This window comes from Microbacterium sp. R86528 (genome assembly GCF_044596335.1).
GTDB lineage: Bacteria > Actinomycetota > Actinomycetes > Actinomycetales > Microbacteriaceae > Microbacterium > Microbacterium marmarense.
On record NZ_CP138996.1, the window covers coordinates 980,402 to 1,006,668 of the forward strand.

23 protein-coding genes are annotated in these 26,267 nt (G+C 63.3%); 5 read left to right on the forward strand and 18 right to left on the reverse strand.

All coding sequences use genetic code 11. From position 1 onward, the window contains the following. Positions 1-231: 231 nt before the first annotated feature. The gene (gene coaBC, locus SJY18_RS04815; RefSeq protein WP_396668568.1) at positions 232-1,449 is read right to left on the reverse strand and encodes a bifunctional phosphopantothenoylcysteine decarboxylase/phosphopantothenate--cysteine ligase CoaBC; all 1,218 of its coding nucleotides are present in this window, start codon (positions 1,447-1,449) and stop codon (positions 232-234) included. Between the two features lie 50 nt (positions 1,450-1,499). On the opposite strand from coaBC, the gene SJY18_RS04820 reads away from it, so the two are divergent. Continuing rightward, positions 1,500-2,219 (forward strand): NRDE family protein, encoded by a 720-nt coding sequence (locus SJY18_RS04820; RefSeq protein WP_337338766.1) that lies wholly within the window; start codon positions 1,500-1,502, stop codon positions 2,217-2,219. 10 nt (positions 2,220-2,229) lie between these two features. Here SJY18_RS04820 and SJY18_RS04825 read toward each other — a convergent pair whose 3' ends face one another. The 7 genes from SJY18_RS04825 to truB all read right to left on the reverse strand — a co-directional run bounded on the left by SJY18_RS04825 (position 2,230) and on the right by truB (position 8,397). Continuing rightward, positions 2,230-3,087 (reverse strand): aldehyde dehydrogenase family protein, encoded by an 858-nt coding sequence (locus SJY18_RS04825; protein WP_337338767.1) that lies wholly within the window; start codon positions 3,085-3,087, stop codon positions 2,230-2,232. Next, on the reverse strand, positions 3,084-4,523 hold the full coding sequence (locus SJY18_RS04830; RefSeq protein WP_396668569.1) for an aldehyde dehydrogenase family protein: 1,440 nt from the start codon (positions 4,521-4,523) through the stop codon (positions 3,084-3,086). Before SJY18_RS04830 ends, SJY18_RS04825 begins: the two co-directional genes overlap by 4 nt. Before the next feature lie 11 nt (positions 4,524-4,534). Further along, positions 4,535-5,566: a deoxyribose-phosphate aldolase gene (gene deoC, locus SJY18_RS04835; RefSeq protein ID WP_396668570.1), complete on the reverse strand. Its 1,032-nt coding sequence runs from the start codon at positions 5,564-5,566 to the stop codon at positions 4,535-4,537. Positions 5,567-5,688: 122 nt separating this feature from the next. Next, entirely contained in the window at positions 5,689-6,663 is a 975-nt protein-coding gene (locus tag SJY18_RS04840; protein ID WP_337338770.1) for a bifunctional riboflavin kinase/FAD synthetase, read from the reverse strand. Continuing rightward, positions 6,660-7,088, reverse strand: a complete 429-nt coding sequence (locus SJY18_RS04845; protein WP_396668571.1) for a hypothetical protein — start codon at positions 7,086-7,088, stop codon at positions 6,660-6,662. Before SJY18_RS04845 ends, SJY18_RS04840 begins: the two co-directional genes overlap by 4 nt. A gap of 50 nt (positions 7,089-7,138) precedes the next feature. Beyond that, complete coding sequence (locus SJY18_RS04850; protein ID WP_337338772.1) at positions 7,139-7,507, reverse strand: hypothetical protein; 369 nt, start codon at positions 7,505-7,507, stop codon at positions 7,139-7,141. Further along, the gene (gene truB, locus SJY18_RS04855; protein ID WP_396668572.1) at positions 7,504-8,397 is read right to left on the reverse strand and encodes a tRNA pseudouridine(55) synthase TruB; all 894 of its coding nucleotides are present in this window, start codon (positions 8,395-8,397) and stop codon (positions 7,504-7,506) included. Before truB ends, SJY18_RS04850 begins: the two co-directional genes overlap by 4 nt. 72 nt (positions 8,398-8,469) lie before the next feature. Here truB and SJY18_RS04860 point away from each other — a divergent pair, with 72 nt between their 5' ends. Together SJY18_RS04860 and pcp are read left to right on the forward strand one after the other, a co-directional pair. After that, the gene (locus SJY18_RS04860; protein WP_396668573.1) at positions 8,470-9,330 is read left to right on the forward strand and encodes an A/G-specific adenine glycosylase; all 861 of its coding nucleotides are present in this window, start codon (positions 8,470-8,472) and stop codon (positions 9,328-9,330) included. A 55-nt stretch (positions 9,331-9,385) separates the two neighbouring features. Next, a complete protein-coding gene (gene pcp, locus SJY18_RS04865; protein ID WP_396668883.1) occupies positions 9,386-10,018 on the forward strand; it encodes a pyroglutamyl-peptidase I in 633 nt (210 codons plus the stop codon). Positions 10,019-10,043: 25 nt separating this feature from the next. On the opposite strand, the gene rbfA is transcribed toward pcp, so the two are convergent. The 4 genes from rbfA to nusA form a co-directional block, all read right to left on the reverse strand. Beyond that, positions 10,044-10,559, reverse strand: a complete 516-nt coding sequence (gene rbfA, locus SJY18_RS04870; protein ID WP_396668574.1) for a 30S ribosome-binding factor RbfA — start codon at positions 10,557-10,559, stop codon at positions 10,044-10,046. 92 nt (positions 10,560-10,651) lie between these two features. Further along, positions 10,652-13,498, reverse strand: coding sequence for a translation initiation factor IF-2 (gene infB / locus SJY18_RS04875; protein WP_337338775.1), 2,847 nt, complete (start codon positions 13,496-13,498; stop codon positions 10,652-10,654). 56 nt (positions 13,499-13,554) lie between these two features. Next, the gene (locus tag SJY18_RS04880; protein WP_337338776.1) at positions 13,555-13,827 is read right to left on the reverse strand and encodes a YlxR family protein; all 273 of its coding nucleotides are present in this window, start codon (positions 13,825-13,827) and stop codon (positions 13,555-13,557) included. Positions 13,828-13,856: 29 nt separating this feature from the next. Then, positions 13,857-14,846 carry a transcription termination factor NusA gene (gene nusA / locus SJY18_RS04885; protein WP_337338777.1) on the reverse strand — a complete coding sequence of 330 codons (990 nt, stop codon included), beginning with the start codon at positions 14,844-14,846 and terminating at the stop codon, positions 13,857-13,859. A gap of 155 nt (positions 14,847-15,001) precedes the next feature. On the opposite strand from nusA, the gene SJY18_RS04890 reads away from it, so the two are divergent. After that, a complete protein-coding gene (locus SJY18_RS04890) occupies positions 15,002-16,513 on the forward strand; it encodes an alanine/glycine:cation symporter family protein (RefSeq protein ID WP_396668575.1) in 1,512 nt (503 codons plus the stop codon). A 41-nt stretch (positions 16,514-16,554) separates the two neighbouring features. Here SJY18_RS04890 and SJY18_RS04895 read toward each other — a convergent pair whose 3' ends face one another. The 5 genes from SJY18_RS04895 to ispG form a co-directional block, all read right to left on the reverse strand. Further along, complete coding sequence (locus SJY18_RS04895; RefSeq protein WP_337338779.1) at positions 16,555-17,610, reverse strand: TIGR00730 family Rossman fold protein; 1,056 nt, start codon at positions 17,608-17,610, stop codon at positions 16,555-16,557. A 59-nt stretch (positions 17,611-17,669) separates the two neighbouring features. Continuing rightward, a complete protein-coding gene (locus tag SJY18_RS04900) occupies positions 17,670-19,466 on the reverse strand; it encodes a proline--tRNA ligase (protein WP_396668576.1) in 1,797 nt (598 codons plus the stop codon). A 25-nt stretch (positions 19,467-19,491) separates the two neighbouring features. Continuing rightward, complete coding sequence (locus SJY18_RS04905; protein WP_396668884.1) at positions 19,492-20,649, reverse strand: benzoate/H(+) symporter BenE family transporter; 1,158 nt, start codon at positions 20,647-20,649, stop codon at positions 19,492-19,494. Positions 20,650-20,722: 73 nt separating this feature from the next. After that, positions 20,723-21,601: a phosphotransferase gene (locus SJY18_RS04910; RefSeq protein ID WP_396668577.1), complete on the reverse strand. Its 879-nt coding sequence runs from the start codon at positions 21,599-21,601 to the stop codon at positions 20,723-20,725. Between the two features lie 4 nt (positions 21,602-21,605). Beyond that, the gene (gene ispG / locus SJY18_RS04915; protein ID WP_396668578.1) at positions 21,606-22,736 is read right to left on the reverse strand and encodes a flavodoxin-dependent (E)-4-hydroxy-3-methylbut-2-enyl-diphosphate synthase; all 1,131 of its coding nucleotides are present in this window, start codon (positions 22,734-22,736) and stop codon (positions 21,606-21,608) included. A 242-nt stretch (positions 22,737-22,978) separates the two neighbouring features. Here ispG and SJY18_RS04920 point away from each other — a divergent pair, with 242 nt between their 5' ends. Further along, a complete protein-coding gene (locus SJY18_RS04920; protein WP_396668579.1) occupies positions 22,979-24,925 on the forward strand; it encodes an anthranilate synthase family protein in 1,947 nt (648 codons plus the stop codon). Between the two features lie 19 nt (positions 24,926-24,944). Here the strand turns inward: SJY18_RS04920 and SJY18_RS04925 are convergent, their stop codons facing one another. Beyond that, complete coding sequence (locus SJY18_RS04925; RefSeq protein WP_396668580.1) at positions 24,945-26,264, reverse strand: M50 family metallopeptidase; 1,320 nt, start codon at positions 26,262-26,264, stop codon at positions 24,945-24,947. Between the last annotated feature and the right edge of the window lie 3 nt (positions 26,265-26,267).

Below are 26,267 nucleotides of genomic sequence, written 5' to 3' on the forward strand. Positions count from 1 at the left end.
AGAGCCGGTTGTGCTGTCTGTTCCGCGGGCGACACGGTCGCCGTCGCGAACGCGAAGGGTGAAACCTGTACCAACGGCCGCGGGCACTCACTTCTGCGAGCAGCGACATCGCCGGGTATAGCTTCGACGCTCAGTCTAGCGGAAACTCGGCAAAACAACCCACGGCGATCACTCGAGCGTCAGGCGGTCCGCCTCGCAATGCTCGGTCTACGGTTCACACACACCGCGGGTTCACCGGCTGCGCGTGACCACAATCGCGTCCCAAAGGGCATCGGCCACTTGTCGTTTCGTGCCGCTGACATCGTTCACCACCGCACCAGCGCGATCGATGATCGTGAGCGCGTTCGCTTCGCTTTCGAAGCCCTGCGACCATCCCACCTCGTTCACAGCCAGCAGGTCGACGCCCTTGCGCGCTGCTTTGCGACGCCCCCGATCTACGAGCGTTTCTCCGTTCTGCGGAGTCTCGGCCGCAAAGCCGACTATCGTTTGCCCGTTCGCGCGATCAGCAACCAGCGCCCGCAAGATGTCTGGGGTGACTGCGAGGTCGAGAGACCGCACCCCGTCGCCCGCGGCTTCCTTGCTCAGCTTGTGCGACGACACCTCCACCGGCCGATAGTCGGCTACGGCCGCGGCCATCACGATGACGTCGCTCAAGGCCGCACGCGTGTGCATGGCCTCTTCGAGCTCACGCGCCGTACTCACGCGCTCAAGAGCAATGTGTCGCTGGCCTGAAACCGTAGCAAGCACACCCTCGTCGGTGTGTGCGGCGACCAACGTGACTGCCGCGCCTCGCTGGGCTGCGGCGAGCGCCACCGCGACCCCTTGACGACCACTTGAGCGGTTGCCGAGAAATCGCACCGGGTCGATCGGTTCTCGCGTGCCGCCGGTGCTGACGAGAACTCGAAGCCCCGCGAGATCGCGCCCCGCACCTGCCGCCGAAAGAGCAGCATCCACGATCGTCTCCGGCTCCGACATTCGGCCCGCTCCACTGTCGCCGCCGGTGAGTTCGCCGGTTTCTGGACCGACCACGACCACACCACGTGAGCGGAGAACTTCGATGTTGTTCACGGTGGCCGGATGCTGCCACATCTCGGTGTGCATGGCTGGCGCGACCACAACTGGCGCGCGCGTCGCGAGCAGCGTCGTGCCCACAAGGTTGTCCGCGATGCCAACAGCCATCTTCGCGAGGCTGTTCGCCGTCGCCGGCGCGACGATCACGAGGTCTGCGGACTGCCCAAGTGCGACGTGCCTGACGCTGGCGACGTCGTCGTGCACTGATGTTGTCACCGCATTGCGACTCACCCCTTGCCACGTTGGCAAGCCGACAAAGCGCAGCGCGTCATCAGTCGGCACCACGTGAACCTCGTGGCCTGCTTTCACGAGAAGTCTCACAAGGTGAACGCTCTTGTATGCGGCGATACCTCCGGTGACTGCTACCACAATGAACACGTTCCGATCATTGCACGCCAGGCCTCGCTCAAGCACGAGAGACTTGACGCGTGTGCACAGTCATCATTCGCGTTCCCGTTCAGCCGAACGACGCCGTGCGCGTGCTCGCGATTCGCGACGAAGATCCGCACCGCCCATGGGACCGGCTCGGTGAGTGGTGGCCCGACACTCACCACGGCATCGCCGGAGTGCGTGATGCGCGCGCAGGCGGCGCGTGGCTTGCCGCGCAGGCGACGTCGTCGCGATTCGCGGTGTTGCTGAACAGGGCCGACCTCGCGTCGCTCCCCGAATCAGAACTGCACTCTCGCGGCAACATCGTGCTCGACGCCGCTTCTGGCGTGTTGCCGACGGCGCCGGTGGCAACACACGGGTTCAACCTCGTGACGGTAGCGGATGGCATCGCCAGGGTCTTCACATGGGACGGTGTAGCTCTCACCGAGACCGCTCTCTCGCCCGGCACCCACATGATCGCTCATGACGGCATCAATGATGAGAGCACTCCGCGCATTGCGCGGTGGCTCGATCAGTTTCGATCGGCACCCCTCAGTGCCGATCCGAAATGGTGGACATCGTGGGTGGAGATCTTGGACAGCTCCACCACGCTTGACAGCACCGATGACCGTGCGATCATCCGCGACAACCGCCCGCATGGCTACCCGACACTGTCGCTTCTCGCGTGCGCAGTGTCGGTATCTGCATCGGGTGTCGACGCTCGCTACGGGGAACTCGCGGAACCAGGCAAGTGGGGCAGCGGGATCGATCTGGCCTAGTGCGCCCCGCTTAGAGGAGGCTCTTGGTGTGCCACACGGTCTTTGTCTCTGTGAACGCCGCGATGCGGTGGAGGCTGGGGGCCGCTGCCGCGCTTTCTGGCCCGAGCACTCGAGTGAGCGTCTCGGCCGCTGCGATCTGCAATTCGACCCAATCGATCTCGCCCGCACCCACAAGATCGAGCCCGTGCACGTCAGGGTGCGAGGCCAACCACGGCGCGATCTCTGCCGGCGAACCAGTGAGCACATTCACCACACCCCCGGGCACATCGCTTGTGGCAAGCGCTTCTGACAGAGATATCGCCGATAGTGGATGCTGCTGCGAGGCCACGGCCACGACCGAATTGCCCGTCACCAGCGCCGGGGCAATGGCCGATACCAGTCCCAACAGAGCAGATTCTTGCGGTGCGATGATCGCGACAACGCCCGTCGGTTCCGGCAGCGAGATGTTGAAGAACGGACCGGCGACGGGGTTGGCATTGCCCGCGACCTGAGCGAACTTGTCGCACCAGCCCGCGTACCACACCCACGTGTCGATCGCTTCGTCGACCTCTGCACTCGCGACCGAGGCCGAGGCTTGGGTCTGCGCCGAGATCTCGTCGATGAACTGAGCCCGCCGACCTTCGAGAATCTCGGCGACCCGATAGAGCACCTGACCGCGGTTGTACGGTGTCGCACCTGCCCATGATCGACCAGCTGCCTGCGCGGCAGATACGGCATCTCTCGCGTCTTTGCGTGAAGCCCGCGACGCGTTCGCCAAGAACGCACCCTTGGCCGTCGTCACCGGGTAGATTCGCCCTGATTCACTGCGGGGGAACTTGCCGCCGATATAGAGCTTGTAGGTCTTCGGCACGGTCAGTCGCTTGCTCATGCTGCCCCCTTCAAGTACGCGAGCAGCCCCTGCCGGCCGCCCTCGCGCCCGTAGCCCGACTCCTTGTAGCCGCCGAATGGGCTCGCTGGGTCAAAACGGTTGAACGTGTTGGCCCAAATCACACCCGCACGCAGCTTGTCGGCAACAGCCAGGATGCGCGAGCCTTTGTCGCTCCAGATGCCCGCCGAGAGTCCGTACGGCGTGTTGTTGGCTTTCGCGATCGCTTCGGCTGGCGTTCGGAAGGTCAGCACCGAAAGCACGGGTCCGAAGATCTCGTCGCGAGCGATGCGGTGGCTTGCCTGCACATTGGTGAATATCGTGGGCGCGAACCAGAATCCCTTTTCGGGGATGACGCAGTTCGCGCTCCAGCGCTGCGCGCCCTCTTCTTCACCGATCTGGCTGAGCTCGCGCACCCGGTTGAGCTGCTCAAGCGAGTTGATCGCACCGATGTCGGTGTTCTTGTCCAATGGGTCACCCATGCGAAGGGTTGACAGCCGCCGTTTCAGCCGCTCCACGACTTCGTCATGAATCGACTCCTGCACGATCAAGCGACTGCCCGCGCAGCACACTTGCCCCTGATTGAAGAAGATTCCCGTGACGATGCCGTCAATTGCCTGCTCGATGGGGGCGTCTTCGAAGATGATGTTGGCTGCTTTGCCTCCGAGCTCGAGCGTGAGCTTCTTGTCGGTGCCAGCTACCGCCTTCGCTATCTCGCGTCCGACCGGAGTGGATCCGGTGAAGGCAACCTTATTGACGTCGGGATGCCGAACCATTGCGGCACCGGTCGATCCGGCACCGGTGACAATGTTTACGACGCCCGCGGGCAGGTCAGCCTGTTGCAGGATCTCGGCGAAGATCAGTGCCGTCAGGGGCGTCGTTTCGGCCGGTTTGATCACCACGGTATTGCCCGCGGCGAGCGCGGGGGCAACCTTCCACGCGAGCATCAACAGCGGAAAGTTCCACGGGATCACCTGTGCAGCGACACCCAACGACCGCGGGTTCGCCCCAAGACCCGCGAAGTCGAGCTTGTCTGCCCAGCCCGCGTAGTAGAAGAACCATGCCGCCACCAGCGGCACATCGACATCACGGCTCTCTTTGATCGGCTTGCCGTTGTCGAGGCTCTCCGCAACGGCGAGTTCGCGCGCACGCTCTTGCACCAGTCGGGCGATTCGAAACAGATACTTGCCGCGGTCGCGACCGCTCATCTTGGCCCAGACTTTATCGTGCGCGCGCCGAGCTGCTGCCACGGCCTGGTCGATGTCTGCCTCAGACGCCGCTGCCACAGTGGCGATGTGCGACTCATCGGCCGGCGAGATCGTCGCGAAGCTCTCCCCCGTGCCGGGCCGGAACTGCCCGTCGATGAAGAGTCCATACTCGTCGCGCAGGCTCAAAATGGCGCGAGACTCGGGTGCAGGAGCGTACTCGAGGAAAGTCACAGTGTCTCGATTCAGTCGATCGTCACGTAGTCGGCGCCGGTGTAGTGACCGGTCGATATCTTTTGGCGCTGACGAAGCACATCGTTGAGCAAACTCGACGCGCCGAAGCGGAACAGATGCGGCTGCAGCCACTCCTCGCCCGCGGTCTCGGCGACGGTGACAACGTACTTGATCGCATCTTTTGAGGTTCGGATGCCGCCCGCGGGCTTCACACCGATCTTCTCGCCGGTCGCGCGGTACCAATCGCGCACGACCTCGAGCATCAGCAGGGTGACCGGCAGGGTCGCAGCTGGCTGCACCTTTCCAGTCGACGTTTTGATGAAGTCGCCGCCTGCCAGAATTGCAAGCCACGAAGCACGCTTGATGTTGTCGTAGGTGTGCAACTCGCCGGTTTCAAGGATGACCTTGAGCGAGGCCGACGTACCATCAGCGCGCACGCACGCGGCCTTCACCTGCGTGATCTGCTCGAAAACTACCCCGTAGCGGCCAGAGAGGAATGCGCCTCGATCGATCACCATGTCGATCTCATCAGCGCCGTTGCTCACGGCGTCAGCGGTGTCAGCCAGTTTCACCGCCAGCGAGGCTCGTCCGCTCGGGAAGGCGGTGGCTACTGCCGCGACGCTGACCCCGCCGTCGTCAGGGTCACCGTGAGCTGATCCGAGCGCTTCAATAGCTATCGGGACCATGTCACCGTAGACACAGACCGCGGCAACCCTTGGGCAGGACTGATCCGAAGCGTCAGGGTTGAGTGCCTTCGCGACGAGAGAGCGGACCTTGCCCGGTGTATCCGCTCCTTCGAGCGTGGTGAGGTCGATCAACTCGACGATCTTGTCGAGGGCCCACACCTTGGAGGTGGTCTTGATCGAGCGGGTTCCGAGATCGGCAGCGCGTGCCTCGAGTCCTACCGCGTCGACGCCCGACAAGCCGTTGAGGTAGCGCCGCAGTGTTTCGTCATCGGGTGTTCCGCCCAGCAGTGCAGCCGCACGCTCAGTCAGAGATTCGATATTGCGCGTCGGGCGCGCAGTGGCGGTTGTCGCACTCATAGTCCTCCTCGATGCTCCCCGCACACCGATGAGGATTCGCCGTCGATGCACTCGCTTCGATCGTAGGCGGGCAAGGCCCGTCGGTCTACGTCTTGATCGCGTCGAACATCACCGTGAGTCTGCTAGAGCTGAGCGCGCACTCGCTCGACATCGTCCGACATCTGAGCGATCAGAGGTTCAATCCCGTCGAAGGTGACCATTCCGCGAATGTGCGAAACAAACTCGACAGACACCTCATGACCGTAGAGATCAAGGTCCGTCTCGTCGAGCACATACGCCTCGACTTGACGCACGACGACGTCACCGAAGGTCGGGTTGGTGCCAATACTGATCGCCGCCGGGTATCGAACGCTGCGGTCCGCCGAAGCGACCCTGCGAGCGGTTCCGCCTGCGCCGTGATCTACGAGCCAGCCCGCATAAACGCCCTCTGCGGGCACGAAACCGTTGAGGTCTGTGGCGAGGTTCGCGGTGGGGAAACCCAACTCGCGCCCTCGCTTCTGCCCGTGAACGACCTCGCCGCTCACGGCGTGACGCCGGCCCAAGAGTCGAGACGCCGTCTCAACATCGCCCTCGCTGAGCGCCTCGCGTATCCAAGTTGATGACACACGACGACCCGCGTCGATGGCGCGCACATCATCAATCACCTGAACACCAAAACCATGATGCTTGCCGGATGCACGCAATAGCTCGGGCGTGCCGCGGCCGAGGTGGCCGAACCTGAAGTCGCTGCCGACGAGCACGGCCACCGCGCCAAGCGCCTCGACCAAGATCTGCGCAACGAAATCCTCCGCTGCGACAGTGGCGAGGTCTTCATCGAAATGCAGCATGAGCGTCGCATCGACACCTGCCTGGGCCAACAGGCGAAGCTTCTGATCGACTCCGACGAGCTCTTCCGGGCAAAGCTCTGGCCGCAGATAGGCCAGCGGGTTGCGGTCGAACGTGACCGCAACCACTCGCGCGCCGAGCGAAGCAGCATCCACTCGAGCTCGATCGATCACCGCCCGGTGGCCGCTGTGCACCCCGTCGAACTTTCCGATCGCCACCACGGAGGGGCCGAAACTCGACGGCACCTCAGACAGTTCACGAAAGACGTTCATGCCGCCGCCAATACAGGGCGATCGGCAGGTTTGTGTGCGACCAGCCACCACATTCCGAAGAACGGCAGAACCAGCGGGATGAACACATAGCCCATCCCAAACCACGACCAGACGGTGGGGTGGCCGAACAGCTCGGGCCATACCAAACTCAGTGTGCCGACAACGATGACGCCGAGCATCTCGAATGTGATGGCAATCCACGCGACCAAGTACCAGCCGCGTGAGCCGGCAAAGACGAGCGCCAAAGTGGCGACGATGTAGACCACCGCCGCCAGTGCTGACAAGGAGTAAGCCAGCGGCGCATCGTCGAACTCCCTCACGATCTGCACGAACGAGCGTCCCGTTGCGGCGAGTGCCATGATCGCGTAGACGATCACGAGAACACGGCCGATTCCGGTCATACGGGGGCGGGTAGGAGTTGTCATGACTGATCAATCTTAAGCGGGAAGCGACGAGATGAGCCGCCGCGACGGGCTCAGGCTATCTGCAGCGTCCAAATGCTCTGCATACGCCACAGCATCACCGCTACCGACAAGGCGCCGACACCCATGATCACGGTGCTCCAACGGCTGCGCTCGAGCAGAGCCCAGAACACGCTGGCCGGCGGGATCAGCGCCGCCGAGACGAGATAGACCCAGAATTCAAGCAAGCTGCCGGTGGGCTCGTTGCCTGCGAAGGGCGCGACGATCGCGATCACGATCTGCACGATGAGCAGCAACTCGACAAGAGCAACAGCGCCCACGGTGAAATCACTCGGCCGGCGACCTGCAAGACCGGCAATCACAGAGAAGAGCCCGCCGCCGACAGCAATAGCGATCTGGACGATCGTGAACCACATGATCATGCGGGCATCTCCTTGGGCATATTCATTGCACTCTTGACGTCATCTCCGCGCTTTTCTACGACGCCGACGAGCACACCTGCCGGATCAACTGCGGCGGTTGGGGTGCGCACCAAGCGTGAGGCCGCGCCCTTCAGCTTCTTGCCGTGGCGCAGGTCTCGTGCTTCGTCTTCGGTGACATCGATTCTGCCCAGCACTTCCGCCGCTACCTCTGCGGGTGCGACCAGCGCAGCGTCGCCTAGGTTGTCGGTGCCGGTTGCATCTGCAACCTCGAAAGGCCCTATTCGCGTGCGCCGCAACGCGGTCAGGTGACCGCCGACACCGAGGTAGGTTCCGAGGTCGCGTGCCAGTGCCCGAATGTAGGTGCCGCTTGAACAGTCGACGATCACGTCAAGATCGATGAACCCAGCCACGCGATGCTCGCGGACAACTTCGAAGCGCGCCACGGTGACGTTGCGAGACTTGAGCACGACCTCTTCGCCAGCACGAGCCAGGTCGTAGGCACGCCTGCCGTTCACCTTGATAGCCGAAACAGTGCTCGGCACCTGCGAGATCTCCCCGGTCAGCATTGCGATTCCCGCGTCGGTCTGTGACGCGGTGATGCCGGCCACGGCGGATTCAGGCGCGCGAGCGGTTTCTTCACCCTCGGCATCATCGGTGTCGGTGCTCATCCCCAGTCGGATCGTCGCTTCGTACGTCTTGTCGAGGCCGACGATGAAGGTCAGCAATCTGGTCGCAGCGTCTACGCCCAGCACCAATAGCCCCGTTGCCATCGGATCAAGAGTGCCTGCGTGGCCGATCTTGCGTGTGCCGAGCGCCTTGCGTGCACGAGAGACCACATCGTGACTGGTCATACCGCCCGATTTGTCGACGAGAAGAATTCCCGTCGGCATCAGCTGTCGGACGCGATCGTGAAAAGCATGCCTCTAGCCTAAGTGCGTGTCGGGCGCGATTAGGCTGGTGCGATGCCCGCGCTCCCCCTCATCGAGTGGTACGGCGAAAACGCGCGCGAGTTGCCATGGCGCGATCCTGACTTCGGGGCGTGGGGCGTGCTCGTCAGCGAGTTCATGTTGCAGCAGACGCCGGTCAACCGTGTGATTCCGCGTCTCGAAGAGTGGCTGAAGCGCTGGCCCACTGCTACCGCACTCGCCGATAGTTCACCCGCCGATGCGGTACGCCAATGGGCGAACCTCGGCTACCCGCGCCGCGCGCTGTGGTTGCATCAGGCAGCGGTCGAGATTCGCGACCAGCACGGCGGCGAGGTCCCCACCGAGGTGTCCGCGCTGCTCGCGCTCAGCGGGGTTGGGGACTACACCGCGCGTGCGGTTGCGGTCTTCGCCTACGGCCAGCGCCACCCAGTGGTCGATACCAACACTCGCCGCGTGCTCGCGCGCGCTGTCGGCGGACGCTCGCAGCCGGGCAATGCCTCACGTCGCGATCTAGACGACATGGCGTCGATCCTGCCGGCCGACGACGAGTCAGCTGCCATCGTCAACGCCGCAGCCATGGAACTCGGTGCCGTGGTGTGCACCGCTCGCGCTCCGCGATGCGAGGTCTGTCCGCTCGCCGATATCTGTGCGTGGCGAGCGGCGGGCTACCCAGATACCGGCGACGACCGACGCAAGCAGGCACGATATGAGGGCAGCGACCGACAGGCGCGGGGTGCGGTGCTCAAAGAGCTGAGGGATGCGGCAACCCACGTGGTCGCTCTAGAGGGTGTCATCGCCGACTGGCCCGACGCTGCGCAACGTCACCGAGCGATTGACTCACTCATAGCCGACGGTCTCGCCGAGGTCTTTGATGGGATGCTGCAACTCCCCCGCTGAGTGCACCTTCGATCGAGCGCCACGACCGCGCATGTCGCCATACGCTGGATCGGTGATGACCGTACTGATGACAGGATTCGAGCCGTTCGCGGGCGACTCCAGCAACCCCAGCGGCGAAGCCGTACACCTGGCCGCCGCACTGTGGGAGGGGCCAGAGGTTCTCGTCACCGCGGTGCTTCCGGTCACATTCGACGGCGCAGCATCCGTATTCGAAGAGCTCTTGACGCGGCATCAGCCGCAGGTGGTCATCGCCGTAGGACTCGCAGGCGGTCGCTCCACGATCTCAGTTGAACGCGTCGCCGTAAACCTCGTCGACGCCAGGATTCCAGACAACGACGGTGCGCAGCCCATCGACGAGTCTTCGATTGCCGATGCTCCAGCAGCGGTGTTCTCATCGTTGCCGGTGAAAGCGATCGCCCACGAGCTCTCAGCGGCGGGTATTCCTTCGTCGTTGTCAACGACCGCTGGCACATTCGTGTGCAATCACATCTTCTACCGCGCAGCGACGTGGGCAAGGCGCGGCAGCGACCGCAAGGCCGGCTTCATCCACGTGCCGTGGGCAACCGGGCAGTCCACGAGCGAACCTGAACTGCCGCTGGCTGATATCGCTCGGGCGCTCAACGTCGCTATGCGCACGAGCATCGACAATGACGAAGATCGGCACTCGGTGGGCGGATCGCTCAGCTGACGATCATCGCCAAGCCGAGCCGGTGTCAGTTGTTTTCGGTGGGTGTTGACTCGTCAGCCGCTTCAGCTTCAGCTTCAGCATCAGCATCAGCAGAAGTGGCTTGCAGCTCGTCGTCTTCGTCAAACGTGCGCGGCTTGATGTAGGGGTCTTCTTCGCCCGCGTAGGCTGCGCCAGCGGCAATTGCGGTAACCGCGTCATCCCGCTCGCGCGCTTCGCGCAGCAGGTCAGCAATGTGGCCCGCGTTATCGGGCAGTGCGTCGAGAATGAACTCGAGCGAAGGCGTGAGTCGCACATTCAAATGCTTTCCCACCTCGGAGCGAAGCATGCCAGTGGCGGCCTTCAACGCTGCAGCCGAGTTCGCACGCTCTTCGTCGGAACCATAAACGGTGTAGAACACCGATGCATGCTGAAGATCGCCCGTGACGCGCACGTCCGTGATCGTTACGAAGCCAAGACGGGGGTCACGAAGACCCTTCTCGAGGCGCTCGGCAAGAATCACTCGGATTCGGTCACCCAGTCGCGCCTGACGTTCGCTGCCCATATCAAACTCTCTCTCTGTGCGGTCTGAGGTGACCGCGAAGGTTCAGGATGCCCCGGCTGTTGCTGGGGCATCCTGAACCGATGCTACGAGGTTCAGCCTCGGGGCTTTTCTACCATTTCGGTTGTTTCGACCTCGTCGCCGACCTGAATGTCGTTGAACTTGCCGAGGCCGATACCGGCTTCGAAGTCCGTGCGAACTTCAGTGACGTCATCCTTGAAACGACGCAGCGACTCGATGGCGAGACCATCTGCGACGACGACGCCGTCGCGGATGACGCGAGCCTTCGCGTTGCGTGTGATCGTGCCGGAGCGAACGATGACACCCGCGATGTTGCCGAACTTCGAGGAGCGGAACACCTCGCGAATCTCGGCGACACCGGACTGAACCTCTTCGTACTCTGGCTTGAGCAGGCCCTGAAGCGACTGCTCGACGTCATCAATCGCGTTGTAGATGACCGAGTAGAAACGGGTGTCGACGCCTTCACGCTGCGCGCGCTCACGAGCCTTCGGGTCGGGACGAACATTGAAGCCGATGATGATCGCGTTGTCGATCGTCGCCAGGTTCACGTCGGATTCGGTGATCGCACCCACACCGCGGTGGATGATGCGCAGCTGAACGGAGTCGTCGACCTCGATCTTGAGCAACGATTCTTCGAGCGCCTCAACGGCACCCGACACGTCACCCTTGATGATGAGGTTGAGCGATTCGACCTTGCCTTCTTGCAGTGCACGGGTGAAGTCTTCAAGCGAAATGCGCTTGCGAGCCTTGGCCAGCTGCGCGTTGCGCTCAGCCGCTTCACGCTTCTCAGCGATCTGGCGTGCCAGTCGGTCTTCGTCGGTGACGATGAATGTGTCACCGGCGCGAGGCACTGAGTTCAGACCCTGCACGGCAACCGGACGCGACGGGAAGGCTTCGAGAACAGCTTCGCCGTTCTCATCTGCCATGGCACGCACGCGGCCGTATGCCGTACCAGCCACGATCGAGTCGCCCACGCGGAGCGTTCCCGACTGGATGAGCACGGTAGCAACAGCACCGCGACCCTTGTCGAGCTTGGCTTCAATGGCAACGCCACGAGCAGCTTTATTCGGGTTCGCCGTGAGGTCAAGGCCAGCATCGGCGGTAAGCAGAACAGCGTCCAGCAGCTGCTGGATGTTCAAGCCATCGCGAGCTGAGACGTCGACGAAGATAACGTCTCCGCCGTATTCCTCGGCCACCAGACCGTATTCGGTGAGCTGCTGACGAACCTTGGCGGGATTCGAATCTGGCTTGTCGACCTTGTTGACCGCAACCACGATCGGCACGTTCGCTGCCTGCGCGTGGTTGAGAGCCTCAACCGTCTGCGGCATGATGCCGTCGTCAGCTGCAACCACCAGGATCGCGAGGTCAGTGACCTGCGCACCACGGGCACGCATCGCGGTGAACGCTTCGTGACCCGGAGTATCGATGAACGTGATCGCTCGCTCGATGCCCTCATGTTCGGTCCAGACCTGGTACGCACCGATGTGCTGGGTGATGCCGCCGGCCTCACCCGCGACGACGTTCGCATTTCGGATCGCGTCGAGAAGACGCGTCTTACCGTGGTCAACGTGACCCATCACAGTGACAACTGGAGGACGGATCTCGAGGTCTTCCTCGTTTTCAGCTTCCAGTTCTGCGTCAAGATTCAGACCGAACGTCTCGAGGAGTTCCTTATCTTCGTCCTCCGGCGAGACCATCTGAATCTTGTAGCCGAGCTCTTCACCAAGCACCTCGAAAGTGGCCTCATCGAGCGACTCAGTAGCCGTCGCCATCTCACCCAGGTTGAACAAGATGGTGACGAGCGTTCCTGGCTGCACTGTGTAGCCGGTCAAGTTCTCGATCTTGTCTGCGAAGTCCGAGATCGACGCGCCGCGGCGCATGCGGATGGTTTCACCGTTGCCGCGCGAAACGTTTACGCCACCTACGGTCGGCGCATCTCTCATCTCAAACTCTTGGCGCTTCGCCCGACGTGACTTGCGCTGCTTCGACTTGCCGCCGCCCTTGCCGAAGGCACCCGCGGTGCCACCGCCAGGACCACGGCCACGGCCGCCACCGCCACCTGGGCGTCCGGCGAAACCACCTGCGGGAGGACCGCCAGGAGCGCCACCGCCGGGACGACCGCCACCGCCGGGACGGCCAGGACCGCCCGGACGCTGTTGGAACGGAGCGCCACCGGGACGACCGCCACCGGGACGACCTCCGCCACCGGGGCGAGGAGCTCCGGGACGAGGGGATCCAGGACGAGGTGCCTGCGGACGCGGAATGTTGCCGGGTGTCGGGCGCTGACCCATGCCCTGAGCAGATGCGAAGGGGTTGTTGCCCGGACGCGGACCTGCCGGACGCTGTCCCATGCCCTGAGCAGATGCGAAGGGGTTGTTGCCCGGACGCGGTGCTGCGCCGCCTGGGCGCGGAGCGGGTGACGCGCCATCGGTGGACGGTGCTTCAGGAGCAGCAGCCTCGGGCGCCGCCGGGGCGGGAGCCGGAGTCGGCGCGCCTGGCTTTGCAGCAGACGGCTTAGCTGCCGAGGGAGTAGCGGGCGACGGAGTAGCTGCAGGTTCAGCCGCAACCGGCTCGGCCGGCGCGGCCGGCTTGGCAGGGCCGGGTCGCGCACCCGGCTTCGCCGGGGTCGCTGCACCAGGCTTAGCCGGCGTCGCAGCACCAGGCTTGGCTGCGCCTGGCTTGGCCGCAGCAGACTTTGCGCCTGGCTTCGCCGACGCAGCAGGCTTTGAATCGGCGGCAGCGGATGCTGCTTCACCGTCCGCCTGGAGTGCGGCGCGCAGCTTGCGCGCCACGGGGGGTTCGATGGTGGACGCGGGGCTCTTGACGAACTCTCCGAGTTCCTTCAGCTTCGCGAGAGCCACCTTGCTGTCAACACCGAGTTCTGAAGCGATCTCGTGTACGCGTGGTTTGGCGTTTGCCACAATTCTCCTGTCTGAGGTCTCCCCAGACAGGGCAGACCGTTAGTCGCGGACGGGTCTCATTTCGAGCCGTTCACTTTGTTTCCATAGCCATTCAGCCGTTTCTCGATGGTCTGCGTGTCAAGCGGCGCTGACACACGTAATGCACGCACGAAAGCGCGGCGCCGGATCGCGGCCTCCACACATTCGCTTGTCTCATGCACCCACGCGCCTCGTCCCGGCATCACTGCGCGCTCGTCAACAACGAGCGTTGAGTTGATTGATACCACTCTGAGAAGAGCAGCCCGAGACTCACGCGTGCGGCATCCGACACACGTTCGTACTGGTCCCATCCTACACCCCGACAGCCACCGGCCGATTGTCAGCTGTCTTCCAAGATGCTGTCAGGTTGGATGTCAATCTTGGCTCCAGTGAGCTTGGCCGCGAGGCGCGCGTTCTGGCCTTCTTTGCCGATCGCGAGCGACAGCTGGTAGTCGGGAACGAGCGCTCGCACCGCTTTGCTCGACATGTCCAGAATGAACGATGAGGTGACCTTGGCGGGCGAGAGCGCGTTGGCAACGAACTTCGCCAGCTCCGGGTCGTAGTCGACGATGTCGATCTTCTCGCCGGCAAGCTCTTCGGTCACCGCTCGCACGCGGCGCCCCAGCTCGCCGATGCAGGCACCCTTCGCGTTGATGCTCGGGTCGTTCGCCTTCACCGCAATCTTGCTGCGGTGACCGGCCTCACGGGCAAGCGAAACAATCTCGACGACGCCGCTGGCAATTTCGGGAACCTCGAGCGCGAAGAGTTTGCGCACCAGACCGGGGTGGGTGCGAGAGACCGTGATCTGCGGACCCTTGGTGCCCTTTGTCACGCCGGTGACGTACACGCGCAGCCGCGAACCGTGCGTGTACTCCTCGCCGGGCACCTGCTCTTCGGGTGGCAGGATCGCCTCGACGGTGCCTAGATCGACGTGCACCATACGCGGGTTGGGGCCCTGCTGGATCATGCCGGCGACGATGTCGCCCTCTTTGCCCTTGAACTCGCCGAGCACTGCGTCATCTGCGATATCGCGCAGGCGCTGACTGATCACTTGCTTAGCGGCGAAAGCAGCAATGCGACCGAAGTTCTCGGGTGTGCTTTCTTCTTCGCCAATGACGACGTCTTCTTCGTCGAGCAGCGGAATGAAAACAGCAACGTGGCCGGTCTTGCGGTCGAGTACCGCGCGCGCACCTTCGTGCAGTTCACCATCGGGAGTGGTGTGCTTGGCGTAGGCGGTAAGAATCGCCTGCTCGATGATCCGTACGAGTTCTTCGAAGGGAATCTCCTTCTCCCGCTCGACGGTCCTCAACAGTCCCAGATCAATGTCCACAGGTGCCTCCATATTCAGCTCTTACCGACGCATTCGGGCCGCCGGAACCCTACAACGTTACAGGATCAGAGGGCTGCGCTTCCTGAGAGATATCGACACGCGCAATATTCACGTCGTGCTGGTGAAAATCGGCATCTCGCCTCCATACTGAGCGGATGGATGCAGTGACCGAGTGGATGGCAGTGTGGGGCGACAACCTCTGGACGTGGATTGTGCTGCCGGTGGTGGTGGGGCTCGGGCTCTATTTCACGATCCGCTCGAGAGGCGTGCAGTTTCGCCTGATCCCAGAGATGTTCAGGACGCTGACAGACAAGACTCCACGAGACGCGAATGGCGAACCTCAATCGGTATCTGCGTTCCAAGCGTTCACGATCTCGGCAGCGTCGCGCGTCGGCGTGGGAAACATCGCTGGCGTGGGCACCGCGATCGCGCTGGGCGGCCCAGGAGCCGTTTTCTGGATGTGGCTCATGGCGCTCATTGGCGGAGCATCCAGCTTCATTGAATCTTCGCTCGCCCAGCTCTACAAGACCCGCGACAAAGACGGGTTCCGTGGCGGGCCCGCCTACTACATGCAACGAGGGCTCGGCGCCCGCTGGATGGGCATCGTTTTCGCGATCATCCTGATCGTCTGCTTTCCGATCGCCTTCTCGTCGCTGCAGGCCAACACTATTCAAGCCACGATCGCCGGAAGCATGGGCGGGAGCGCTGCCGACTGGCTCGCTCCCGCAACGGGCGTGGGGCTTGCGCTGCTCATGGGTCTCGTCGTGTTCGGTGGCGTCCGGCGCATCGCCTCAGTAACCCAGGCTCTGGTGCCCGCGATGGCCGTTCTGTACCTGCTGATCGGAATTGCAATCGTGGCGATGCACGTCGATCGCATTCCTGCCGTCATCGGCTCGATTTTCGCCGATGCCTTCGGCTACAACGAGGTCGTTGGCGCCGCGCTCGGCTACATCATTCTCACCGGCGCTCGGCGCGGAATGTTCTCAAACGAGGCCGGACTGGGTTCTGCCCCCAACGCAGGCGCGTCAGCTGCGGTCACGCACCCCGTGAAGCAAGGTCTCGTGCAGACGCTCGGCGTCTACTTCGACACCTTTCTCGTCTGCTCCATTACGGCATTCATAATCTTGGTCTCGGTACCCGATCTATCCACAGCAACGCAGGGAATCGGTCTCACTCAGGATGCGATCACGAGCACCCTGGGCGACTGGGCGAACGTGCTGCTGATCATCATCATCTTCTTGTTGGCCTTCTCTTCGATCCTCGGCAACTACTACTACGGGCAGTCGAACATCGAGTTCATCACTTCGAGCCGCGCCGTACTTTTGGGCTACCGCATTGTGGCGATCGTCTCGGTCTTCGCGGGCGCGCTCATTTCGGCCGGCGTCGTGTGGACCTTCGCCGACGGTGTGATGGGATTCATGGCGCTGACCAACCTCGTCGCGATCGCTCTGCTGTCGGGGGTGGCGTTCAAACTGCTGAAGGACTACTCACAGCAGCGGCGTGCAGGACTGGATCCCGTCTTCACGAGCGACCGACTGCCCGAGGTCAAGGGAGTGGAAGTCTGGGAAGACGCGCTCTCTGTCACCGGTCCGATCGATTTGCCGACGAAGAAGCGCCAAGCCAACAAGCACCGCGACCACCTGCACGGTGCCCCACGCGCCGAGTGACGCCGTAGGCATCGCGAAGCCAGGCGCTGCGTGGCTAGGAGTCAGCCGTCGATGGCGTCGATCTGTGGCGCCGTCTCAAGCGAATTGATGCCGCGTATCAGCGTGTGCAGCGCGCCGATCTTGAACTGATTGAGCGTCAGCACCAGTCGAGGCAGTTCGACTTTGTCACCGTCTGTGATCTCGTGACGGTGTGGTGCACCTCTTTCGATACGACCTTCCGCCAGCAAGTCGGCGAACGAGTCGTTGAGCCCATCGATCTCTGCATCTGTCGGCTCGGCTCTCAGCCGCAGCACCAGCCGACCGTCCACCCAGCGCAGCGAATCGTAGTTGCGCCAGAACCCGGTGATCTCGGCGGCAGCAGCATCCACAGAATCTGTTACAAACACACGGTCGAAGTCGTTCGGCGAAACGACCCCCGAGGCAATGAGATGCTCGTCGATGAAGGCTTCCAGCCCTTTCCAGAACGTTCCGCCAGGTGCATCCAAGAGCACGATCGGCGTCGGCTCTGCCTTGCCCGTCTGCTGCAAGGTGAGCAGCTCGAACATCTCGTCGAGAGTGCCGAACCCGCCGGGCACGCAGACAAAGCCGCGCGACTCTTTCACCAGCATGAGCTTGCGCGTGAAGAAGTACTTCATCGCGACGTTGGCACCGCCTGCGATGATCGCGTTCGGCTTGTCTTCGAAGGGTAGCCGAATCGACACGCCGATTGACCGGTCTGCGCCAGCACCCTCGGCAGCGGCCTGCATGATTCCCGGACCTGCTCCCGTGACGACCATCCATCCCTGGTCAGCAAGCACAGCGGCGACGGCTGATGCCTGCTGATACTGCGCATCGTGCGATTTCGTGCGAGCTGAACCGAAGATCGTGACCTTCGGAATGCCCGCGTACGGCGCGAACAGGCTGAATGCCGCCCGCATCTCAGTCAGCGCAGCCGAGGTGATCTTGAGGTCGAGTCGATCGGCTTCGTCGAGTCCGAGGCCCACGCCGGTCGCCAGAATGCGCGCGACCAGGTCGGCGTTGCGGGTGATCCCCGCGTCGTCGATGAGCGTGCGTAGGTCGTCGGTGGCGTCGGCTGGAACGGATGCGCTATCGGGCATGCACCCAGCGTGTCATGACCAACGGCCTCTCGGCGAACGACGCGTGAACGATCGGCAATCTAGCGCGGCAGACGACCGAACACATCGCCCACCGCGATGCTCTCGCGTTCACCGGTGTGACGATTCCACAGCTCGACCTGGCCGTCCGCGGCACCGCGGCCCACAATCACGATGTAAGGGACGCCAACGAGTTCGGCGTCGCCGAACTTGACGCCGGGCGATACCTTGGGCCGGTCGTCATAGAGCACGTCAATGCCCGCGGCTTCGAGTTCACGTGACAGGGAATCAGCGACTTCGAAAGCCACCTGATCCCGACCAGCGGCAACGACGTGCACGTCAAACGGTGCGACAGAGGCAGGCCAGATGAGACCCTTTTCGTCGTTGTTCAGCTCTGCGATGATCGCGAGAATGCGAGTGACGCCGATGCCGTACGAACCCATCGTCACCGTCACGAGCTTGCCGTTCACGTCGAGCACCTTGAGCCCGAGCGCCTCAGCGTACTTGCGCCCAAGCTGGAAGACGTGTCCGATCTCCATGCCACGGGCAAGCTCTACCGGGCCCGAGCCGTCGGGTGCCGGGTCACCGGCGCGCACCGAGGCGACCTCAACGACGGCGTCAGCGGTGAAATCACGGCCAGCCACCAGCGAGTGCACGTGCTTCTGATCGACGTTCGCTCCGGTGACCCACGCGGTGCCAGCGACCACTCGCGGGTCAAGAACGTAGCGGATCCCCGTGATCGATTCTTCGCCCAGGACGGCTCCCGACTCTGACCAGGGGCCGATATATCCCTTGACAAGCTGCGGGTGCTTGGCGAAGTCTTGCTCGTTCGCCGCCTCCACGGTGGCGGGGGCGAAAGCGACTTCCACGCGTTTGTCATCGACGTCGCGGTCGCCGGGCAGTCCGACAACGACAAGCTCGCGGGTTCCATCGAGCTGCGTGAGCGCGAGCACCACGTTCTTCAGGGTATGTGCCGCGGTCCACTCACTTGCATCCGTCGTGGCAGGGCCTGCGATGCCTGCGGCCGGGGAAGAAAGCTCTGAGTTGCAGTGGTCAACGAGAGTCTGAATCGTGGGGGTGTTCGGCGAGTCGAAGATCACCGGCGCTCCCAGTCCCTCGAAGTCGATGGCGTCGGGAACCACGGTGGTGAACGCCTCGACGTTTGCCGCGTAGCCGTTCGCGGATCGCACGAACGTGTCTTCGCCGACGACGGTCGGGTGCAGGAACTCTTCTGAGCGAGAGCCGCCCATGGCTCCGGCGTCTGCCTGAACGATGACGTACTCGAGCCCGAGCCGCTGGAAGATGCGCTCGTAAGCATCGCGCTGCGCCATATAGCTCGCGTCGAGGCCCTCATCTGATGCATCGAACGAGTAGGCGTCTTTCATTGTGAACTCACGACCGCGCAGCAGTCCCGCGCGAGGGCGGGCTTCGTCGCGATACTTGTCTTGAATCTGGAAGATCGTCAGAGGCAGATCTTTGTACGACGAGTAGAGGTCTTTCACCAGCAGGGTGAAGACTTCTTCGTGGGTGGGCGCAAGCAGCATGTCAGAGCCCTTGCGGTCTTGCAGGCGGAACAGCCCATCGCCGTACTCTTCCCACCGGCCCGTCACCTCGTAGGGCTCGCGAGGCAGCAGGGCAGGAAAATGAACTTCGAACGCGCCGGCATTCGCCATCTCTTCGCGGATGATGGTCTCGAGCTTGGCTTTGACGCGCAGTCCGAGCGGCAACCACGCAAAGATGCCGGGCGCCTGTCGTCGAATGTAGCCCGCGCGCACGAGCAGTCGGTGCGACGCGACCTCGGCATCAGCCGGGTCTTCGCGGAGTGTGCGGAGGAAGAAGTTCGAAAGACGTGTGACCACGATCGTCCATCCTAGTTGTGCGGACTCAACCGCGGCGGCCAGCGTGCAACGCCAGACGCACGACAAGCCCGACGACAAGCGCCCAGAATGCGGCGCTCACGCCCGCGATCGCCACTCCGGATGCGGCGACGAGAAAAGTAACGACCGCGGGCATGCGCTCACCCGGGTCGTCGATGGCTTGTTGCACCGCTGAGCCAAAGGCGCTGAACAAGGCGATACCTGCAACGGCGGGAATGACGGCCGCCGGCGCCAGCAGCACCAGAGCCACAAACAGCGTTGACGCCGCACCGAGCAACACGGCAGTCGCACCGGTCGATACGCCCGCAACCCAACGACGCTTCGCGTCTGCATCAGCCTCGGGGGCGGCGGCGAGCGCAGCGCTGATGGCCGCAAGGTTGATGGCGTGACCGCCGAAGGGTGCAGCCACCGCGGTGCCGATTCCCGTGACGAACATCGCGGGGCGCCAGGGAACTTCATACCCGTAGCTGCGCATGATCGCGACGCCTGGCACGTTCTGCGACGCCATCGTCACCAAGAACAGCGGAAGCGCGATACCGACGATGCCCCCGACAGTGAACGTCGGCACAGTGAGTTCGAACGCCGGGATCAGCGTGGTCGGGTCGATCACGGTCTGGTTGGTCGCAAGGTGAATCCCCACAACGATGGATGCTGCGACGAACGCGAGCGGCACTGCCCATCGCGCCGCAAGCCGGAGGAAGACCAGCCAAGTGATGATCACCGGCAGCACGCCCCACGGATTCGTCACAACCCCGCTCACCGGAGCCAGACACAGGGGCAGCAGAACACCGGCCAACATGGCTTGGGCGATAGACGGCGGAATTCGAGCAATCAGGCGACCGAGCTGCGGCCACACAGCGGTGAGCAGAATCAGACCGGCGACAACGATGAAAGCGCCGACGGCGGCCGACCAGCCGCCCTCAACAAGCCCCGTCGCAGCCAGCAGCGCCGCGCCCGGAGTCGACCACGCCACCGTGATCGGCATGCGATAACGCCACGCGAGAACAATGCACGACAGCCCCATCAGCAGGCTCAGCGCCAGCAGGCCGCTCGCTGCCTGCGCGGGCGAGGCGCCCACGGCCGCGAGGCCGGTGAGCACAACAGCAAATGAACTCGTGAATCCGACCAGCGCGGTGACGATGCCGGCGACGACGGGGCGCGACATCGGGTCTGCGGCAGGTGCACTCACCCGACAACGCTAGTGGATGCGGTGCCTGGCGACGGCCGCGTGCGCGGTCCTACAGCTCGAGGTCTTCGAGCACCTCATCGACCATGCGCAACCCCTGTTGCTCAAAGGCGGGGTCGCCTGCCTGGTAGGCCCAAGCCGCGGTTTCGATCGCCTGACGCAGGCGGATCATCAGCCATTCCTGGTTGTCGCGAGGATCGATGCCATACCCCTCGATGAATGCCGTCTCACAGGCAGGATTCTGCAGCCACTCCTGCGCGGCCATTCGAGCGAAATCTGTCGCGGCGGCGCGGTGCCCAAACCGTCCGAAATCGACGAAGCGCACCTCGCCGTCGTCGAGCAGCCAGTTGCGCGGCTGAAAGTCGCCATGGGTCGGCACCAGGGGTGCGGTGACTCCGGGAAGCACGCTGAGCGCATATCGCAGACGCTGCACCGCGTCGGCATCGATGCGATGTGCGGAGTCCAGCCACGCTGAGGCGCGCCGGGTCTCTTCTTCGTCGCTGTCGGCTGGGTCGATTGCACGCTGGTCGTGAAAAACTCGCAGCAGCTCGCCCGCGCGTCGGTGCACCTCTGGATCAATCGCTGCTTCGCTGCCCGCGATGAGATCGCCGGGAAGATGCTCGAGAAGCAGGATGTTGGCGTCACTGTCAGCATGAAGCGTCTTGGCCGCGACGCCAAGTTCTACCCATACGCCTGCCCAGTGCTCGCGCCCTTCGATCTCGCGCGTGACGTTGAGATCGCCGCGCTCGCCAGCCTTCACCACGATCTCAGTGTCTCCGGCTCGGGCAAGCAGCACCGTGGTGCCACCTAACCTCCAGCTGAGGTCTGCGACCAGTTCAGCGGTGGGCTCCCACTGCTCGATCAGTGTGCGCTGTCGGGGCGACAGACGCGTGGAGCGGGAAACAGCAAAGAGAGGATCTGGTGCAGACATGAAATTAAGCGGTGATCACCTGCGCGGTTCCTGGTGTGGCTTCTGGACCCATCTCAGCGGCGATGCGCTGCGCCTCTTCGATGAGCGTGGCGACGATCTCAGACTCAGGAACGGTCTTGATCACCTCACCCTTGACGAAGATCTGGCCCTTGCCGTTGCCGGAAGCAACACCGAGGTCTGCCTCTCGCGCCTCGCCAGGACCGTTTACGACACAGCCCATGACAGCGACACGTAGCGGCACCGTCATGTCTTTGAGACCCTCAGTAACATCTTCGGCCAGCGTGTACACGTCGACCTGGGCACGACCGCACGAGGGGCAGGAAACGATCTCGAGCTTGCGCTCGCGAAGATTCAGCGACTGCAGAATCTGGTGCCCCACCTTGACTTCTTCGGCGGGCGGTGCCGACAGCGACACACGAATCGTGTCTCCGATGCCCTCTCCCAGCAGAATGCCGAAAGCGGTCGCGCTCTTGATCGTGCCCTGAAACGCGGGGCCTGCCTCGGTGACACCGAGGTGGAGGGGCCACTCACCGCGCTCTGCGAGCAGCCGGTAGGCCTTGACCATCACAACCGGGTCGTTGTGCTTGACCGAGATCTTGAAGTCGTGAAAATCGTGCTCCTCGAAGAGGGATGCTTCCCACACGGCGCTCTCCATGAGCCCCTCGGGAGTCGCCTTGCCGTACTTCTCGAGAATGCGCCGGTCCAACGAGCCGGCGTTCACTCCGATACGCAGCGACACTTCGGCAGCCTTGGCCGCGGCGGCAATCTGGCCGACCTGATCGTCGAACTTGCGGATGTTTCCGGGATTGACCCGCACCGCAGCGCACCCGGCGTCGATCGCCTGAAACACGTACTTCGGCTGGAAGTGAATATCTGCGATCACCGGAATCTGACTTTTAGCGGCAATGATGTGCAACACGTCGGCGTCTTCTTGAGTCGGCACCGCGACGCGCACGATCTCACATCCAGAAGCGGTGAGCTCGGCGATCTGCTGCAGAGTGGCGTTGATGTTGGTCGTCGGCGTGGTCGTCATCGACTGAACGCTCACGGGGGCGGTGCCACCCACCAGTACTTTGCCGACCTTGATCTGTCGGCTCTTACGGCGGGGGGCGAGGACTACGGGAGCTTTAGGCATCCCAAGATTCACGGCTGGCACTCCCCCAGCCTACGCCGCGCAACGGCGTGCGTGCTGGGAAGCGCACCTTGTCTTGCACATTTGTGGCAAACGTGCCGACCCGCACGCTTGTGGTAAGTTCGGCCCATGTCCGCGCACACTTCCTGGTGGCTCACCGCATAGGCGGTGGGTATGTGTGACTACAGACCGCCCACGGGCGGTCTTTTTCGTAGGGCGGCCGCCCCCACGACGAAAGACCGACGATGACCGGGTACACCCCCTCTTCTCTGCGCGAGCTGGCAGCAAACGGCACGCCATTCGCGCTCATCTCTCGCGATGAATCCACCGTCGAACTCCTCCTAGGCGACGTTGTCGACGTCGAACTGCTCGCCGACGTTCCTCTCGTCGATGCGAAGGGCACGCCGCGAGAAGTCCTCGCGCTTGTGCCGTTTCGCCAGGTGCGCGAACGCGGTTTCGAGTGCCACGACGATGGCGCCCCATTGCGCTGCATCGTGGTGACGGATCACATCACACTCAATCGTGCCGACGTCATCGAAGTTCTTCCCTCGGCAGCCATCGCGCTCACCGACGCAGGTTTCGATATCGGCGATGACGACTACGCCGACATCGTGCGCCGGGTGATCTCAGAGGAGATCGGGCAGGGGGAAGGCGCCAATTTCGTCATTCGGCGAGACTTTGTCGCGGCCGTCGATGCTGACGCCGCAACAGCGGCACTCACCTGGTTCAAAGCACTGCTCGAGCATGAGCGCGGCGCGTACTGGACGTTTGCGATCGTGACTGATGGTCATGTTGCGGTGGGCGCCAGCCCCGAAGCCCACGTCAGCGCTCAAAGCGGCGTCGTGACGATGAACCCCATTTCGGGAACGTTCCGCCACCCCGCCGGCGGGGCCACCGCCGAAACGCTGACAGAGTTTCTCGAGTCGACGAAAGAGACCGAAGAGCTCTTCATGGTCGTCGACGAAGAACTCAAGATGATGAGCGCCGTCTGCTCGGACGGCGGGCGCATCACAGGCCCACAGCTGAAGGTGATGTCAAGACTGACGCACACCGAGTATGTACTGCGAGGACGCAGCAAGCTCGACCCTCGCGATATTCTGCGCGAGACGATGTTCGCCCCGACCGTGACCGGTTCGCCAATGCAGAACGCGTGCACAGTCATCGCCCGCCACGAGTCAACCGCACGCGGCTACTATTCTGGGGTCGCTGCGCTGTTCACGCCTCGCGAGAGTCCCGCCGCAGATGAAGCAACCCACGATCTCGATGCGCCGATTCTGATTCGTACCGCCTACCTCGAAGACGGGCGTCTGCGGGTGCCCGTGGGCGCTACGCTCGTGCGTCATTCCGATCCATACGGCGAGGTCGGCGAGACGCACGGAAAAGCGGCGGGCGTTCTCGGCGCGATCGGAGCGATCGAGCTCGACACCGCCAGGTCGCCAATCAGCGCGTCCGCAGCCGCCAGCGGGGACGTGATCGACGAGGACGCTCCCGCCCCCCAACCCCGAAGCCTCGCTGACGATCCAACCATCAGCGCGCTGCTCGCCTCACGCAACTCTCGACTCGCAGCGTTCTGGCTGAACCCCCAAGGCCGCGACGGTGCCGGCCCGTTCGCCGGGCATAGCGCCCTGGTCATCGATGCCGAAGACCGCTTCACGACTATGCTCGCTCATCAGCTGCGCCACCTCGGTCTGAGCGTGCAGATTGCACCATGGGGAAGCGTCACCAACGAGCAGATCGATGCTGCGGAGCTGGTGGTCTCAGGCCCCGGACCGGGCGATCCTCGCGACCCGGACAGCGCACGTATCCAGCGAGTGCGCGAGATCGTGGCGCGCCGGCGCGAGAATCACTCCCCGCTTCTCGCGGTCTGCTTGAGCCACCAGGTGTTGGCCGACTCGCTCGGAGTCGAACTCGCTCCGCTCGCTGCTCCGCACCAGGGTCTTCAGAAGTCGGTCGACATCTTCGGTGTGAACGCCTCAATCGGCTTCTACAACACGTTCACCGCGCGAGTGGCGCCTGGCACCGCCGTCGTTCAAGAAGCTGAGATCGCGGCCGACGCAACCGGGGCCGTGTACGCGTTGCGTGGGCCAGCTTTCGCCTCGGTGCAGGGTCACCTCGAATCGATCCTGTCGCGCGATGGCATGACTACCCTCGAACGGCTGGTCGCCCAGGCTCTCGAGCCAATCACCGCCTAGCTGAGACTAGACGCGTCGCTTAGAACAACGACATCGGGTTGATCAGGTCAGACAGAATCAGCACGGCACCCATCGCGATCAACGCCACTACCACCACGAACGTCGCCGGCACCAGTTTTGTCGCATCGACCGGCTTGGGCGGCGCCAGCCGGAAGAGCTTTGCCCACACGCGTTTGACGCCGTCCCACAGCGCTACCGCGATGTGGCCGCCGTCCAGTGGCAGCAGCGGCACCAGGTTGAACACGAACAGGGCGATGTTCAGTGAGGCGAGCAACGACAGCAGCGCAGAAACCCGGTTCAGAATTGGGGCATCCGCCGCGGCGACTTCACCCGCGATCACGCTCGCGCCCACCACGCTCAGCGGTCCGTCGGGATCTCTTTCCTGGCCCGTGACAGTGTCAACTCCGGTTTCCCAGACCTTGACCGGAAGCTGCCAGATGATGCCTGCAACCGCGCTCACATTGGTGGCCGCGGTCTGGGCTCCGCTCCACACTGGCTGACGCTCGAATTCAACGACCGGGCTGATTCCCACGATCCCCACGACCGCGACCTCGGGTTCTCCGTTTGCGTCAACCGCGGGGAGGCCATCAGCATCCACCACTTGACGTTCTACGGCGGCGGGGGTCAGCGCCATCGTGTATTCGGCGTCGTCTCGCAACACAACGACTTCGATGCGTTCATCTGGGGCGTCTCGAACCGCAGTCGACACCTCGGTGAATGTCGAGATCTCAGCACCGTTGATAGCGATGATCTCATCGCCCGCCTGCAGTCCTGCCTGCGCCGCGGGCGCCGCCGGATCAGAGTCCACGCATTCGGTGCGGGTGCTATCTGCGGGTATGCACTCGCTCACCGAAGCGATCGTCGTGGTTGCGGTTTGCACCCCGATGCCCGAGAGCAGAATCGTGAACAAGACGATCGCCAGCACCAGGTTCATGAACGGCCCGCCGAGCATGATGATCACGCGTTTGTAGACGGGAAGCTTGTAGAACACTCGCTGGTCATCGTCGCCGACCAGAGTTTCGTCATTGGCGGCCCGGGCGTCCTGCACCATCGTGGCGAAGAACCCGCCGCCCGCGCGACCCGTGCGTGCCGAGTGTGGCGATGGCGGATACATACCAGCCATCGAGATGTACCCGCCGAGCGGAATGGCCTTGAGCCCGTATTCGGTTTCGCCTTTGCGCTTTGACCACAGCGTCGGCCCGAAGCCGACCATGTATTGCCCGACCCGCACGCCGAACTTCTTTGCCGGCACCAGGTGGCCGATCTCGTGCAACGCGATCGACACGGCGAGGCCCACGACCATGAGAACAACGCCGATGATGAACGCAATGACTTCCACACG

What these genes read in the sequence shown, in the direction of transcription:
- SJY18_RS04825 (WP_337338767.1), bottom strand. Translation starts at nt 3,087, where the DNA reads ATGAGCAAGCGACTGACCGTGCCGAAGACCTACAAGCTCTATATCGGC.
- deoC (WP_396668570.1), bottom strand. Translation starts at nt 5,566, where the DNA reads ATGAGTGCGACAACCGCCACTGCGCGCCCGACGCGCAATATCGAATCT.
- SJY18_RS04840 (WP_337338770.1), bottom strand. Translation starts at nt 6,663, where the DNA reads ATGAACGTCTTTCGTGAACTGTCTGAGGTGCCGTCGAGTTTCGGCCCC.
- SJY18_RS04845 (WP_396668571.1), bottom strand. Translation starts at nt 7,088, where the DNA reads ATGACAACTCCTACCCGCCCCCGTATGACCGGAATCGGCCGTGTTCTC.
- SJY18_RS04850 (WP_337338772.1), bottom strand. Translation starts at nt 7,507, where the DNA reads ATGATCATGTGGTTCACGATCGTCCAGATCGCTATTGCTGTCGGCGGC.
- truB (WP_396668572.1), bottom strand. Translation starts at nt 8,397, where the DNA reads ATGCCGACGGGAATTCTTCTCGTCGACAAATCGGGCGGTATGACCAGT.
- SJY18_RS04860 (WP_396668573.1), top strand. Translation starts at nt 8,470, where the DNA reads ATGCCCGCGCTCCCCCTCATCGAGTGGTACGGCGAAAACGCGCGCGAG.
- pcp (WP_396668883.1), top strand. Translation starts at nt 9,386, where the DNA reads ATGACCGTACTGATGACAGGATTCGAGCCGTTCGCGGGCGACTCCAGC.
- rbfA (WP_396668574.1), bottom strand. Translation starts at nt 10,559, where the DNA reads ATGGGCAGCGAACGTCAGGCGCGACTGGGTGACCGAATCCGAGTGATT.
- SJY18_RS04880 (WP_337338776.1), bottom strand. Translation starts at nt 13,827, where the DNA reads ATGGGACCAGTACGAACGTGTGTCGGATGCCGCACGCGTGAGTCTCGG.
- SJY18_RS04890 (WP_396668575.1), top strand. Translation starts at nt 15,002, where the DNA reads ATGGATGCAGTGACCGAGTGGATGGCAGTGTGGGGCGACAACCTCTGG.
- SJY18_RS04895 (WP_337338779.1), bottom strand. Translation starts at nt 17,610, where the DNA reads ATGCCCGATAGCGCATCCGTTCCAGCCGACGCCACCGACGACCTACGC.
- SJY18_RS04905 (WP_396668884.1), bottom strand. Translation starts at nt 20,649, where the DNA reads ATGTCGCGCCCCGTCGTCGCCGGCATCGTCACCGCGCTGGTCGGATTC.
- SJY18_RS04910 (WP_396668577.1), bottom strand. Translation starts at nt 21,601, where the DNA reads ATGTCTGCACCAGATCCTCTCTTTGCTGTTTCCCGCTCCACGCGTCTG.
- ispG (WP_396668578.1), bottom strand. Translation starts at nt 22,736, where the DNA reads ATGCCTAAAGCTCCCGTAGTCCTCGCCCCCCGCCGTAAGAGCCGACAG.
- SJY18_RS04920 (WP_396668579.1), top strand. Translation starts at nt 22,979, where the DNA reads ATGACCGGGTACACCCCCTCTTCTCTGCGCGAGCTGGCAGCAAACGGC.